We start from the raw sequence: 14,621 nt of genomic DNA, 5'->3' as shown, positions 1-14,621 counted from the left end.
AGCAATTATCGTTCCTGATTTCATCGCAAATTAAACAAATCGCATAATACAAAAAAAGCCGCTATTGCGGCTTTTTATAACTAAATTCTGTTAGTCAATCATATTAGCAATTGGCTTAACTGAATCTATGTCTTGATCGTAGTCAACACCGTCTATACCAAAACCAAATAAGCGTAAAAACTCATTATGGTAACCAACATAGTCTGTTAGCTCATCAATGCTGCTTGTATCAACACTATCCCATACAGCTTGAACGCGTGCTTGCACATCATCTTCTAGCTCTTTATAGTTTTGGAATAAATGCCCACCGTCGTCAAAGCGAGGCGATTCACCATATAGGTTTTCACTAAATAATGCGTGAATTTGCTCAATGGTGCCTTCATACGTGCCATCTGCTTTCATAACTTTAAATAAAGCAGAAATATATAACGGCATAATAGGAATAGCAGAACTTGCTTGTGTCACTACTGCATTAAGTGATGAAACATACGCCTCACCATTTAAATCTTTTGTCGATTCTTTAATAGCAGCCGTTGCACGGTCTAAATCTTCTTTAGCTTTACCAATAGTAGCGTGTCCGTATATTGGCCATGTTAGCTCTTTACCAATATAGGTATACGCTGTAGTTTTAAAGTTATCGGCTAATACATCCGCTTCTTTTAATGCGTCAATCCACATTTCCCAATCTTCACCACCCATTACTTTAATAGTGTTGTCGATATCGTCTTGATTTGCAGCTTCAACAGTAATTTCATCAATTTCACGCTTTGATGTATTTAAGTTTTTAGTGGTTACTGCATGACCTATTGGCTTAAGTGTAGATGAGAACACTTCGCCTGTATTTGGATCAGTACGACGAGGAGACGCTAGGCTGTAAATAATACAATCTACTTTACCCAAATCTGCTTTAATGGTGTCGATTGCTTTTTGCTTGATTTCGTTAGAAAACGCATCGCCATTAATATTTTTAGACCAAAGACCAGCTTCGTCTACAGCTTCTTGAAAAGCAGCGGTATTGTACCAACCAGCAGAACCTGTTTTACGATCTGTACCTTCTTTTTCAAAGAAAATACCTAATGTTTTAGCACCACCACCAAACGCAGCAGTAATGCGCGATGCCAAGCCGTAGCCTGTTGATGCGCCAATAACTAATACATTTTTTGGTGCACTTTTTAATGCGCCTTGTTGTTTTACATAGTTAATTTGTTCTTGAACATGCTCTGCACAACCAGCTGGGTGTGCGTTTGTGCAGATAAATCCACGAATTTTAGGCTTAATGACCATTGATCATCCTATATCTTTTACAATAAAAATTAGCGCTAGTTTAAAGGCTAATACTAAAAACACTGATCTGATCAGTTAAACACTCATCAAATACTCTAAAACATTACTTAGCTAATTTTAGAGCCACCCATACAATTAGGTGAATCAGGCGCTTCGCCGCCCTGCTCTGCATACTCATCGGGTGTATATGTATGAATAGCGAGTGCATGAATATGATTTGCTAACTCATCTTTTAAAATTTCATTAATTTCGCGATGACGTTGTAATAAACGCTTACCCGCAAAACCTTCGCTAACCACTACTACTTTAAAGTGTGATTCAGTGCCAGCACTGTGCATATGGCTTTCGTTAATCACGTTTAAATGTTTACACGCAATGGCGTTGCTTATTTTTTCTTGGATCTGTTGCTGCATTGACATAAAAAGACCGTTTTAATTAGCTAATTTATACACTTACTATAACAATTTAACGCAGCGATTGGCTAACTAAATTGCTTTTGCTTAATGTGCTTTATAAATCGGTAAGTTAAACTTATTCGCGGATGCGCAAGCGTGGTTTGCTTAGGTATTGCATGTTGATAATCTCGTTGGCTATGTCCATTCATTATTAAACAGCTGCCACTTTGTAATTTTAAGTCGGTTACTTTATTGCTCGCCTTGTGCTTTAACTTTAAAACCCGATCAGCTCCTAGAGAGAGACACACAATTGTTGGTTTATCACCAAGCTCTATTTCATCATCACTGTGCCATCCCATCGTATCATTACCATCTCGGTAATAATTAACGAGCAATGAGTTTAGAGGCTGGTTTAAATGTGCTTCTAAACGCTTTCGCATATTAAGTAACAATTCATCCCATGGTTCTACTATTTGCTGACTACTTGAATAGCCGTATTCAATATTTAAATCACTCATGAAACATTGCAGTCGTGGAATAGGCCCCGTTTTGCCATAAACGGTTACATCGGGTTGCTGCCAACGTAGGTTTTTTTGCAAATAATAAAATAGATCGAGGCTTTTTTGTGCACTAAGTGCCCTACTTTGATAAGAAAAGCCATTTGGTAACTGTTGGGGGTTGGCGTTTTGCCGTTGCATGTTAGAATTTACCTACATTAGATTACTGATCAACGAACCATTATGACGACGCAAGCCCAGCTAGGCGATAAAACCTTTACTCTTGAACGCTTTCCATTGGATCAAAAAAACCGCAGCTTACAAGCGTGGGATTCGGCAGATGAGTACCTTATCAATTATGTTAACGAACATCACCCAGATTGTCGCTCATTGCTTATTTTAAACGATAGCTTTGGTGCACTTGCTTGTTATTTTAATAAGTTAACGGTTTGTTCAGTTAATGATTCTTATATTAGCCACCAAGCTGCGGCTTATAACTTACAAGAAAACAAGCTGCCTACAGCAGAGTTTACGCAAGTAGATAGTTTGTCGGCATTACCAGAGGATGTAGATTTAGTACTTATTAAAATCCCTCGTAATGTAGGTTTTTTACAGTTCCAATTAAGTGAACTTAGTGAAGTACTTGCACCTGGTACACCAGTAATTGCCGCAGGTAAAACAAAAGAAATTCATAATTCAACAATAAAATCATTTGAGCAATTTATTGGTGAAACAACAACAAGCCTAGCAGTTAAAAAGTCTCGCCTTATATTAAGCACAGCTAAAGGCGGATATAAAGCAGCAGACTTCCCTATAACATGGGAGCTTGAAGGTACTGAGTTTAATATAACAAATCATGCAAATGTGTTTTCGCGTGATTCGTTAGATATTGGTGCGCGCTTCTTTTTTAACTACTTACCAGAAACACCTAAAGTTAAAAGCATTATTGATTTAGGCTGTGGTAACGGCGTTGTTGGATTAATGACGCTTGCTCGTTGCCCTAATGCATCAATTACCTTTGTTGATGAGTCTTACATGGCAGTAGAGTCAGCCCGGTTAAATGTAGAAATTAACCTAGGCGATAAGTTTGATAACTGTGAGTTCATCGAAAACGATTGTTTAACAGGCTTTGAAAGAGACAGTGTGGATATGGTGCTTTGTAATCCTCCATTTCACCAAGCTCAAGCTGTTACCGATCACATTGCTTGGCAAATGTTTAAACAAGCAAAAGATACTTTAAAAGAAGGCGGCGAGCTGCGTATTATTGGTAATCGTCATTTAGATTATCACGATAAATTAAACCGTATGTTCGGAAACTGTAAGTTGTTAGGCTCAAACAAAAAATTTGTCGTTCTAAGTGCAACTAAAAATAGTGGAATGCTATAAATGAAATTAACAAACATTATAATTGGGTGTTGTGTATTACTAATACTTGGTGGCTGTGCGAATCAGCCTAGCCAAGTAATACTCAATCCTGTTTATAAAAGTGGTCAAATAAGCACTATAAATAGTAGCTTAAGCACCAGTGTAATTGATTTACGTGGCGACTCATCAACACTTAAACTTATTGAATCAGACAAAACTAAAACCTTTGCAAGCCAAGGTCTTACTGAATCTGTTAAAAGTGTTTTAGACAGCGCCCTTAGCCGCAATGGTGCCAGCATTTCTAACTTGGCAACTGTTCGCTTTGAAGTAGATATTCATGCACTGCAAGCGGTGGTAACCGAAAAACTAGTGAGCCATACCAGCGAAGCCCATATAGAGCTTGGCGTGCGCGTTATTCGCGCCTCAAGTAATTTTAGTAAAGTGTATAGAGGCAGTGCTAATTTAGAAGGTCCGTTTAGTCACGAGCGAGTAAAAATAGAAGGTCAGCTCAATAAGTTGACTGAGCAAATTATTACCCGCATTGTATCTGACCCTGAATTAATAGAATTTTTAGAAGGTTAACTATGAAACGACTTTTTTTAATCTGCTTAGGCCTATTTTTTAGTGTAAGTAGCTTGGCAGCCCAAGAAGGCCGCTTTGTTCAAAAAGACAATATTTTTCCACGCGTCGAAATCGTAACAACGATGGGCAGTATTGTTGTTGAACTGGACCGTTCAAAAGCACCCATTACGGTCAATAACTTTTTAACTTACGTGTCAGATAAGAGCTATCAAGGCAGTGTTTTTCATCGTATTGAGCGCGATGTAGAAAACGACCGCGACTTTGTTATTCAAGGTGGTGGTTACGATAAAGATTACGACGGCTTACACGAAAACGATCCTATTTTTAATGAAAGTGGCAATGGTTTAAAAAATGATATGTACAGCATTGCTATGGCGTATCAAGACCGTGAACCTCACTCGGGAACACGCCAATTCTTTTTTAACATGGATAATAATGATCACTTAAATCCAGGGAAAGATTGGGGTTTTGCAGTATTTGGTAATGTAATGGATGGCTACGATACCCTTGATAAGATCATGGCTGTTGAAACAGGGTTTAATGAAAAGATTGGTTACGATTTTGTTCCTAAAAAACCGGTGATCATCTTAAATATTAAAATGCTTGAACAAGTTCCACTGTAATTTATTTAAGAGCAGCTTAGCTGCTCTGCATCAAAGCCAATGAAGGCCCTATGAGCAAATCTCTCTCTATTAGCGAATATTTTTCTTACTTTAAAGACAAACGCTTAATCCATATTTTTATATTTGGTATGAGTAGCGGTTTTCCGTGGGTATTAATTGGCTCTGTTATGTCGGCTTGGCTAAAGGATGAAGGGCTAAGCCGCAGCATGATTGGCCTATTCGGCATTGTATTTGGCGCTTACAGTATAAATTTTTTATGGTCGCCGCTCATTGACCGTACAAAACTCCCTATTTTATATAAATGGCTAGGCCAACGTCGTAGTTGGATACTATTTTGCCAGAGCTTTATTTTTATTGGCACCTTATTATTAGCTGGGCTTGATTTAAAAGCTAATTTAGCAATTGTTGCTGCAATTTGTTTGTTAATTGCCATTGCTTCTGCAACGCAAGACATTGCTATTGATGCATTCAGAATAGACACACTTAAAGCAAACGAATCTCACAAAGCAACAGCGGCAGCCGCTATGGCAACATCTGGTTGGTGGACAGGTTATGCGCTTTTAGGTGCAATTCCATTTTATATGGCTGATATCCCCTCGCTCGACTGGCCACAAATTTATTACTTTTTAGCTGCTGTAATGCTGCTGCTAATGAGTGGAGCATTGTTTGCAAAAGAGCCTGAATCAAATAGAGAAGCGGTACATGCCGAGCTTGAACGTGTGTACCTTGAAAAACTGTCCTCTACAAAACAAACCCCTCTTACGAAAACTGTTGCGTGGCTCGCGGTAACCGTTATTGATCCCTTTAGAGCTTTTTTTACTAAAAATGGCGTTAAAACGGCACTGGCATTACTTGCGTTTATTTTCTTATTTAAAATAGGCGAAGCGTTTTTAGGGCGAATGTCGATTGTTTTTTATAAAGAAATTGGTTTTAGCAATAGCGATATAGCTACATTTTCAAAGGTAGGTACTGCCGTACTTACAATCATATTTACCTTTGTTGGCAGTTTATTTAATCAAAAATATGGCATTGTTAAGGGTTTATTTGTTAGTGGCATTGCGATGGCGGCCTCAAACTTAGCCTTTTCGTGGATTGCTTTAGTTGGCCCTGATTTAAGACTGTATGCCTTTGCTATTGTTATTGATGGGTTTACGCAAGCATGGTCGCTGGTCGCTATGGTGGCCTTTATATCGATGTTATGCGATAGAGCATTTAGTGCAACACACTATGCATTACTGGCGTCATTAGGGAATTTAGGACGAACGTTACTTTCGAGCTACAGTGGTGTAGTAATTGATGATTGGTTAATGGGAAATTGGTCGCTGTTCTTTGTTTTAACAGCCTTGATGGTTATACCTTCGCTGATATTTTTATACCTGATTAGGCATAAATTATATGAGCTTGAGAAAAATTATCATAAAAATATTTAATGCATCCCTGCATTAACATATTGCTTAGCACTATCAAGTGCCCCTTAAAGTGTACTAAGCAATGTTTGAGTTAATCTACTTTTAGCAAGCTAAGTGCTTCATGTGGATCAACTTCTAGAGCTGTACAATAACGAACAAACTCAATCACATCTAAACGGCGTTCTTGATTTTCAATCTTGCCGATAAACGAATGAGGCGTTCCCAGCACTTGTGCTAGGCTTCGCATTGTATGACCCTTTTCGTGGCGCTTACTTTTAAGCCACTTTGTTAGCTTTGCATTTTCTTCAGAAGAAACTGTTTTGCCCATCATTTTACATCTCCTACTAGATGATTTGACGTACCTATTAAAGCAGTAGTCTCTATCAATAGCTGTAGGCAAGTAAGCAGTCATACCATATTTTCAATAGCAAGCTATTGCTTAACAAAGCATGTGTTGCTACTCACTCCACCAATATAGCTAAAAAACTACGCTAATAATGTGGTAAAGATTTGTTTTTATTGAGAATGAAATTTTGCCCGTCTCATTCTTGGATACATTATATACTATTAACACTTTGGTTAAATAACTAATTACATACTCGGTACAAATATGAACACGAGTGAATATTTATAAACGCTGAATATTGACCTAAGTACTCAAAAAGTATTAATAAATTAATTTCTAGTTATAAAATATTTAAATGAATTTTTATAACAATTTTGTTCCAATTTATCGTCACATGTTTATGATTAAGCAATAATTAGCACCAAAAAGGCCGAATAATGTTCAGACTTCTTTTTTTATTACCGATTGTGTTGTGCTTGGGTTGGTACTTTTTTTTGCGCCACAACGGCGTACCAATTAAACAAGGCAAAAAAGGCTTCATATACATTTTAGCGTTTTCTGCTTTTGTACTTGGGTTTTTTGTATTGATAATGCAAATAACCGAATACGCCCCAACCGATTTGTAGGCATTAAAAAAGCCGCAAAAGCGGCTTCATTCTATTTAGCGTTTGGCTGTTAAACGCTAAAGCTTGCACCACAACCACAGGTTGTTGTTGCATTAGGATTAGATACAAAAAAGCGTGCGCCTTCTAATCCTTCAGTGTAATCAACTTCACCGTCAACCAAATATTGAATGCTCATTGGATCGATAACGAGTGTTACACCATTTTTTACAATTTCTAAATCGCCAGGATTCGCTTTTTCATCAAAAGTAAAACCATATTGAAAACCAGAACAACCACCACCTGTTACATAAACACGCAGTTTTAAATCTGGATTTTCTTCTTCGTCGATTAACTGTTTAACGCGAACAGCAGCTGCATCGCTGAACTTAATTGGTAATTCTTCAGACATTTTAAAACCCTCAATATCGCAATGGCGTGATTATCTAATACCCGAGTGTTTTAATCAAGTATAGTAAAACAACTCTTTACTCTAAGTTATACCTATAAATTAGAGTAAAGTGGCTAAACATTAGCTCACTAAAATAATACTTAAGCAAACTAAAAGCGACCCTTGTAAACTATAAATTCATTAAAAATTTTAGTTATAAAAAATAGGTCTTAATCTTTACTGCAAATTGTTAATATAAGTTACGAAAAATTCAAAATCACAAGGACTTAACTAAACTCTTTTGCTAAAATGCTGCTGAAAAATGCGGCGAGGAAATAATGCATGTGGCTTGAGCAACTCAGGCGTCGACTGGCAAAACCTAAAACATCTGTACAATTATGCTTATTAGGCGTAGTTGCCGGATTAATTGCTGCATTTTTTATTATTTTATTTCGCTTAACTATTTTGTTTTTTCAAAGCTTATTTTTGGAAACACCTGACGACTTTACTACCCTACCCACTCTTGAACGCGTTTTAATGCCATTAATAGCCGCATTTTTAATTGCGTGCTTTGCTGCATTTACTGGCTTTAAACATTACCGTTTAGGCATTCCTTTTGTTATTCATCGTATTAAACGCCATTACGGGCAAATGCCTTTATACAATACGGTTAATCAATTTGTTGGTGGCGCACTTGCACTCATTAGCGGTTTTTCGGTTGGCCGAGAAGGGCCTTCCGTACATATGGGCGCAACAGGTGCGAGTATTTTAGCGGATAAACTACATTTACCGCATAACGCCATGCGTACTTTAAGTGGTTGCGGCGTTGCAGCAGGTATAGCCGCTTCGTTTAATACCCCACTTGCAGCCGTTATTTTTGTAATGGAAGTGGTACTTCGAGAATACAAAGTACACATATTTGTGCCAATCATGCTTGCTGCTGTTACTGGTGCACTCGCTACGCAGTTTGTTTTTGGTGAAGGCTCTGAACTTGCACTCATTACAATAGCGCCATTAAGTGGTTGGCATTACCCTTATTTAATATTATGCGGTATGGCGCTGGGCGCTATAGCATTTAGCTTTAATCAAAACTTAATGCTAATTATTAAAACATTTAAACCTTTAAGTATGTTTCCTCGTTTACTAATCGCAGGCTGTATTGCCAGCTTGATAGCTTACGCGGTGCCTCATGCTATGGGTTCTGGTATGAGTGCGATTACTATCGCGGTTGAATCGCCTGATAACGTAAAGCTGCTTACTACCATTTTAATAGCTAAACTACTTGCCACATTGTTTGCTATTGGTTTGGGTATTCCGGGCGGTTTAATTGGTCCGGTAATTGGACTTGGCGTATTAATTGGTACATTAATGGCCTTTTTTGCTCAATATATTAGCCCGGGTACTGATATTGCGGGTACGTATGGGGTTTTAGGTATGGCTGGATTATTAGCGGCTACACTGCATGCACCACTTGCTGCATTAACAACAGTAATGGAGCTTACATCATCACCTGAAATAATCGTTCCTGCGATGATAGTTATAACCACTGCATATGTAACTGCATTACAATTTTTTGGAAATCGCTCCATATTTTTGCAGCAATTAGATTTTCAGGGATTGCCGTACCATGTATCTCCCGCTACCGAAGCATTACAAAAAGTGGGAATAATGGATGATATGGATGAAGACTTTAAATTGCTTTACTCAGACGATAAAGAGCAAATAAAAAATACGCTTGATGCCATGGATAGCCAAACACCCTTGATTGTTTTTGACGAAGAAAATGGCTATCGCCTCGCTGAATACGATTTAACGCTAATGTCTGATGAAGCAATAAATATAAATTACATTAGCTTGCAGGGCATCAGCAGCCAAGCCACTCTAGCCGATGCATTCGATATACTAAAAGATAAAAGAAGTGGCGCGCTTTACGTTTATAACCTTTTAGATAATCAACAAATTATGGGGCTATTACGCTGGGATCAAATTCATCATATTTTAACCATTCGTAACAGCTTACTTTAAGCAATAAGGACTATTATGAGCGCATTATTGATTTATAAAACACTCCACATATTTTTTATGATTGCGTGGTTTGCCGGTATTTTTTACTTGCCTCGATTATTTGTATATCACGCAATGAGCGAAGAAAGATCATGTAACTCTATGCTTAAAGTTATGGAGCGCAGGCTACTTTATTTCGTAACCCCATTTGCTGTTTTAACGGCTGTATTTGGTGTGTTAACCATTGTTGAATATGGTCGTGATTGGTTTAAATACAGTATGTGGCTACATTACAAACTTGTACTGGTAATTATTTTATACCTATACCACGGCTACTGTTTTAAGTTATTAAGTGACTTTAAACATGACCGAAACACTAAAACAGACCGCTTTTACCGTATTTTTAATGAGCTCCCTGTTATTGCGCTGCTCATCATAGTGGCACTTGCGGTAATAAAACCTAATTTATAATACCAATCGGCTTATATATGGGGTCTATTTAACGCTAAGAAAATTACGCTAGAACTAGGCAAAAACTTTTGTATCTAGTTGTTCTAAATTAAAAATTTTTAACGACGTTATAGTGAAATTTAGTGCGTTAAATTGCTCAAATATTTATGCCGGTTGGTACAAGCTTTGTAGCGCATGTTAAACTGCGCTGCAATTTACAATACTTGCTATAACACGCGCGATTGCGTGCTCCATTTATGGATTATCGCGCCCATTTGATTGATTAGGAATTACCCCATGTTAAGTTTCCAAGGCGAACATATACTGTCTGTAAATCAGCTAGACAGAGACTGCATTGAACGTATTTTTGCAGTAGCTAAAAAAATGGAGCCTTATGCTAAAAAACAAAAGCAAACAACGGTGCTTAAAGGCGCTATTTTAGCTAATTTGTTTTTTGAACCAAGTACTCGCACGCGAGTTAGCTTTGGTACAGCCTTTAACTTACTAGGCGGTGGTGTACGTGAAACTACAGGTATGCAAAGCTCAGCGCTTGCAAAAGGTGAATCACTTTACGATACCGCGCGCGTTATTTCAGCTTACGCCGATGCTGTTGCTATGCGTCACCCTGACGCAGGCTCAGTAAGTGAATTTGCTGATGGCTGTACTGTGCCGGTTATTAATGGCGGCGACGGTCCAAATGAGCACCCGACTCAAGCATTACTTGACTTATTAACCATTGAGCGTGAATTACACCGTTTTGATCAAAATATTGATGGCATGCATATAGCGCTTGTGGGTGATTTAAAATATGGTCGCACAGTGCATTCTCTATCAAAGCTATTGTGCCATTATAAAAACGTAAAGTTTTCGATGGTCGCGCCTGATGGCCTACAAATGCCAACGAGCATTTTAGATGCCGTAGAAAATGCAGGACACAAAATTGAGCTAGTAAACAAGATGGAAGGTAATTTAGCAGCCGATATTGTTTACCAAACACGTATTCAAGAAGAGCGTTTTCCTTCACAAGAAGAAGCAAATAAATACCGTGGCGGTTTTAGAATTAGCCAATCTATTTACAGCGCTCATTGCAAACCTAACTCTGTGTTAATGCATCCGTTACCACGTGATAGTCGCTTAGAAGCCAACGAGCTTGATAACGACTTAAACAGTAACGATAATTTAGCAATATTCCGCCAGGTACAAAATGGCGTATTAATTCGTATGGCACTGTTTGCTTTAACACTCGGCGTAGAAAATAAAGTCGATAAGTATGAAGTGGACGTACCTTGGTTTAGCCGCAAACGCGACAGCTAAACCCTCTTTAAGTGACAATTTATAGGATTTTTCATGACAATTAGCCAAGACTTATTTGAACGCGCTCAAGCCTCTATTCCAGGTGGCGTAAACTCGCCAGTTCGTGCTTTTAATGGTGTAGGCGGTACGCCGCTATTTATTACAAAAGCAGAAGGCGCGTTTACATTTGATGCCGACGGTAATCGTTACATTGATTATGTTGGCTCTTGGGGGCCTATGATCATGGGCCATAACCACCCTGCAATTAAACAAGCCGTGCACGAAGCAGTCGAAAATGGCCTTAGCTATGGTGCGCCAACTGAAGCCGAAATATTAATGGCTGAAAAAGTAAAAGAGCTGGTTCCATCAATCGAAAAAGTACGCATGGTTAGCTCAGGCACTGAAGCAACGATGAGTGCAATTCGTTTAGCACGTGGCTTTACCGGCCGCGATAAAATATTGAAATTTGAAGGTTGTTACCACGGCCATGCTGACTCGTTATTAGTTAAGGCAGGCTCTGGTGCACTAACAATGGGCGTACCTAATTCTCCTGGTATTCCTGAGGACTTTGCTAAGCATACACTTACTGTATCGTTTAATAACCTAAATGAAGTAAAAGCTATTTTTGCAAAATACGCTGACGAAATTGCCTGTATTATTGTAGAGCCAGTAGCTGGTAACATGAACTGCATTCCACCAGTGCAAGGCTTTTTAGAAGGTTTGCGTGATGTGTGTGACGAATATAAGTCAGTACTTATTTTTGATGAAGTAATGACGGGTTTTCGTGTTGCACTTGGCGGTGCACAAGCGTATTACAACATTAAACCAGACCTTACGTGTTTAGGTAAAGTCATTGGCGGCGGCATGCCCGTTGGCGCGTTTGGTGGTAAAACCGAAATAATGGATTACATTGCGCCTGTGGGCCCTGTTTACCAAGCGGGTACTCTTTCTGGTAACCCTATTGCGATGGCTGCAGGTTTAAAATCACTTGAGCTATTATGTGAGCCAGGTCTACACGATAAGTTAGAAGCAACGTCTAAAGCAATTTGTGAAGGCTTTGAAGCGGGCGCTAAAAAAGCAGGCATTGCATTAACAACTAATTATGCTGGCGGCATGTATGGATTCTTTTTTACTGATGCTGAAAAAGTAACGACATACAAACAAGCTACTGAATGCGACCTAGAGCGCTTCAAACGTTTTTTCCACCTTATGCTTGAAGAAGGTGTGTACCTTGCTCCATCAGCATTTGAAGCTGGTTTTGTATGTGCTGCGCATACTGAGCAAGAAGTAAAAGAAACAATAGCGGCAGCAGAACGCTCGTTTGCTAAACTTTAAGTTAAAATTACTTTTTATATTTTATAAGCGCTTGTTTTTACAGTGTGTAATTAAGACTAAAGATTGAAAAAAGCCCGAAAGGGCTTTTTTTATTTGTAAAGTACTATAAATGAATGATAATTAAGCATAACAAGGTCTATTCACCTTTACCCTAATTACAAAAATACAAGAGAGCCTTATGTCAGGATTACGCCAATTTTCTTTTCCCGCTATCCAGCTAATGGCAAATTTAAAATACAAAACTAAAATCAGCTTAATGTTTGGAATTTTACTCGTTCCTCTCGCACTTAGTTTGTTTTTTTTAGTCTCATTATTAAGTGAAAGTATCGCTGTTTCAAAAATGCAGCAACAAGGTTTAAAAGGCTACAGGTCAATACTCTCAAATCAAATGCAGGGGGAAGCAAATCAAAATATAAAAATAGCTCGCTCACTCGGTTTTGATATAAAAGACGATCAAGCAAATGATGTACTTGAACTTGTTTCTATTCAGTCTAACTTAGCATTAGATAGTCAGTTAGCTAGTGCTTATGTAAACCGCTCTTTAGTCACGCCAATTCCTGCACTTATAATGCAAATAAACTCGACAGCGCAAAGCGCAAACACTGTTTTGGCAAGTAATCGTTTTACGCCAGATACGTTTATAGCACTTTCAAATTTTAGTAAGTCACTGCCTTTATACGAAAAACAACTCGATAAAATACTCAATGTAGCCACCAATGCAGATAAATCAGTAAATAAAGCGCTCATGCCCTCGTTAGATAATTTACACAGTGCTGTTGGCGCATTTAAAAAAGCGATAGATGAAAAACTACTTGAGCCAGACGATATTTTGTTAACTCAATCAGAATTTACTAAACTAACAAACAATGTTCACAGCAGTATTAATCAACTTGTTAGTAAGAGTATTCCAACGCTTGAGAGCCTTATTGAAGCAAAACTGCAAACTCAACAGTGGACTCGAAATCTTGTTTTAGCCGCTTCATTGATTAGTTTGTTATTTGCATTTTATTTAATGATTGGTTTTTATTTTGCAGTTGTTGATACTATTAATCGCTTTGCTGATGCCGCTAACAGAGCCGCGAATGGCGACTTAAATGCCACTATCGATTCGAGTACTAATGATGAAATGGGAATTATTGCATCGCGCTACAATGCATTACTTAATGCATTTTCACATTTATTATTTGATGTTAAAGCAAGTACAGAAGAGCTATGCGGCGCAACTAAATCGCTATCACATGCGAGTAGCCAAACAAGCAATGATGTTTCAAAACAGCAAATTCGAGTAAATGCCATTTATAATGCACTCAGCGAAATGGCTCAAAACGCACTTGCTGTTGAAGAGTCAGCGCATCAAGCAACGCTTACTGCGCAAGATGCTGCTGCGCATGTAAAGCAAGGTTCTGACAATACAATGGAGCTTGCTAAATATATGCAAGATCTACAAATTGAATTTGCAGAGAGCCAACAAGCGCTCGATAAGCTAGCACAAGATAGCCAAGAAATTAGCAAAGTAAGTAAAGGTATTAGTGAGATAGCCGATCAAACAAACTTGCTTGCACTCAATGCCGCTATTGAAGCTGCACGAGCTGGCGAGCATGGTCGAGGCTTTGCCGTTGTAGCTGATGAAGTAAGAACTCTTGCTCAGCGTACACAAACACAAACACAAGAAATTCACCAAATTATTAGCTCCTTACAACAAGCATCTGACGACACTCAGCAAAAAATGCGTTCAAGTGTTGAAAAAATGGAGCAATCGGTAAAAGCAGCCAATCAAACCAATGAAGTATTGCAAAGCGCAGAGCAAAGTATGGGCGACATTAAACATCAAGGTGAAGTTATTGCAGAGCGTGTTAAACAGCAGTCAAATGCGACAACACAAGCATTGAATGATTCGCAAGAGGTGAGTAATTTAGCAGATCAAACGCTAACATCAGCTCAATCAACGCTGCAAGATGCACAACAGCTAAGTCGCTTATCTAATGATTTAACCAAATCAATGCAGTTTTTTAAATCTTAAGCGTTAACTACAACTTACAACAAAG

Annotated in this window: 15 protein-coding genes; 10 read left to right on the top strand and 5 right to left on the bottom strand. The window is 38.4% G+C overall.

The features are described 5' to 3' along the window. Positions 1 to 90: 90 nt before the first annotated feature. The 3 genes from fabV to CXF64_RS18585 form a co-directional block, all read right to left on the bottom strand. Complete coding sequence (gene fabV, locus CXF64_RS18595; RefSeq protein WP_024589281.1) at positions 91 to 1,284, bottom strand: enoyl-ACP reductase FabV; 1,194 nt, start codon at positions 1,282 to 1,284, stop codon at positions 91 to 93. Positions 1,285 to 1,391: 107 nt separating this feature from the next. Beyond that, the gene (locus tag CXF64_RS18590; RefSeq protein WP_007584885.1) at positions 1,392 to 1,703 is read right to left on the bottom strand and encodes a BolA family protein; all 312 of its coding nucleotides are present in this window, start codon (positions 1,701 to 1,703) and stop codon (positions 1,392 to 1,394) included. Between the two features lie 62 nt (positions 1,704 to 1,765). Continuing rightward, the gene (locus tag CXF64_RS18585) at positions 1,766 to 2,377 is read right to left on the bottom strand and encodes an alpha-ketoglutarate-dependent dioxygenase AlkB family protein (RefSeq protein ID WP_101217746.1); all 612 of its coding nucleotides are present in this window, start codon (positions 2,375 to 2,377) and stop codon (positions 1,766 to 1,768) included. A 42-nt stretch (positions 2,378 to 2,419) separates the two neighbouring features. Between CXF64_RS18585 and CXF64_RS18580 the strand changes: the two genes are divergently transcribed. The 4 genes from CXF64_RS18580 to CXF64_RS18565 are packed head-to-tail and all read left to right on the top strand — an operon-like array spanning position 2,420 to position 6,176. Further along, positions 2,420 to 3,562, top strand: a complete 1,143-nt coding sequence (locus CXF64_RS18580) for a methyltransferase (protein WP_101217745.1) — start codon at positions 2,420 to 2,422, stop codon at positions 3,560 to 3,562. After that, positions 3,563 to 4,123 carry a YajG family lipoprotein gene (locus CXF64_RS18575; protein WP_024608761.1) on the top strand — a complete coding sequence of 187 codons (561 nt, stop codon included), beginning with the start codon at positions 3,563 to 3,565 and terminating at the stop codon, positions 4,121 to 4,123. It abuts the gene before it with no gap. A gap of 2 nt (positions 4,124 to 4,125) precedes the next feature. Then, positions 4,126 to 4,746 (top strand): peptidylprolyl isomerase, encoded by a 621-nt coding sequence (locus CXF64_RS18570; protein ID WP_010555196.1) that lies wholly within the window; start codon positions 4,126 to 4,128, stop codon positions 4,744 to 4,746. A gap of 50 nt (positions 4,747 to 4,796) precedes the next feature. Then, the gene (locus CXF64_RS18565) at positions 4,797 to 6,176 is read left to right on the top strand and encodes an AmpG family muropeptide MFS transporter (RefSeq protein ID WP_007584875.1); all 1,380 of its coding nucleotides are present in this window, start codon (positions 4,797 to 4,799) and stop codon (positions 6,174 to 6,176) included. A gap of 70 nt (positions 6,177 to 6,246) precedes the next feature. Here the strand turns inward: CXF64_RS18565 and CXF64_RS18560 are convergent, their stop codons facing one another. Continuing rightward, positions 6,247 to 6,486, bottom strand: a complete 240-nt coding sequence (locus CXF64_RS18560) for a helix-turn-helix domain-containing protein (protein WP_007584874.1) — start codon at positions 6,484 to 6,486, stop codon at positions 6,247 to 6,249. 452 nt (positions 6,487 to 6,938) lie between these two features. Here CXF64_RS18560 and CXF64_RS18555 point away from each other — a divergent pair, with 452 nt between their 5' ends. Further along, positions 6,939 to 7,127 carry a hypothetical protein gene (locus tag CXF64_RS18555; protein ID WP_010555198.1) on the top strand — a complete coding sequence of 63 codons (189 nt, stop codon included), beginning with the start codon at positions 6,939 to 6,941 and terminating at the stop codon, positions 7,125 to 7,127. 49 nt (positions 7,128 to 7,176) lie between these two features. Here the strand turns inward: CXF64_RS18555 and erpA are convergent, their stop codons facing one another. Then, positions 7,177 to 7,515 (bottom strand): iron-sulfur cluster insertion protein ErpA, encoded by a 339-nt coding sequence (gene erpA, locus CXF64_RS18550; protein ID WP_002958911.1) that lies wholly within the window; start codon positions 7,513 to 7,515, stop codon positions 7,177 to 7,179. 321 nt (positions 7,516 to 7,836) lie between these two features. Between erpA and CXF64_RS18545 the strand changes: the two genes are divergently transcribed. From CXF64_RS18545 to CXF64_RS18525, 5 genes are all read left to right on the top strand, one after another. Beyond that, positions 7,837 to 9,519 carry a chloride channel protein gene (locus CXF64_RS18545; protein ID WP_007584866.1) on the top strand — a complete coding sequence of 561 codons (1,683 nt, stop codon included), beginning with the start codon at positions 7,837 to 7,839 and terminating at the stop codon, positions 9,517 to 9,519. Positions 9,520 to 9,534: 15 nt separating this feature from the next. Next, the gene (locus CXF64_RS18540; RefSeq protein ID WP_007584864.1) at positions 9,535 to 9,969 is read left to right on the top strand and encodes a CopD family protein; all 435 of its coding nucleotides are present in this window, start codon (positions 9,535 to 9,537) and stop codon (positions 9,967 to 9,969) included. A 276-nt stretch (positions 9,970 to 10,245) separates the two neighbouring features. Next, entirely contained in the window at positions 10,246 to 11,262 is a 1,017-nt protein-coding gene (locus CXF64_RS18535) for an aspartate carbamoyltransferase (RefSeq protein ID WP_007584862.1), read from the top strand. Positions 11,263 to 11,295: 33 nt separating this feature from the next. Then, a complete protein-coding gene (gene hemL / locus CXF64_RS18530; protein WP_101217744.1) occupies positions 11,296 to 12,576 on the top strand; it encodes a glutamate-1-semialdehyde 2,1-aminomutase in 1,281 nt (426 codons plus the stop codon). Between the two features lie 178 nt (positions 12,577 to 12,754). Next, on the top strand, positions 12,755 to 14,596 hold the full coding sequence (locus tag CXF64_RS18525; RefSeq protein ID WP_007584858.1) for a methyl-accepting chemotaxis protein: 1,842 nt from the start codon (positions 12,755 to 12,757) through the stop codon (positions 14,594 to 14,596). The last annotated feature ends 25 nt before the right edge of the window (positions 14,597 to 14,621 follow it).

It is taken from the genome of Pseudoalteromonas sp. GutCa3 (genome assembly GCF_002836155.1).
GTDB classification, from domain to species: Bacteria; Pseudomonadota; Gammaproteobacteria; order Enterobacterales; family Alteromonadaceae; genus Pseudoalteromonas; species Pseudoalteromonas arctica.
This window is presented reverse-complemented; position numbering and strand designations above follow the sequence as displayed.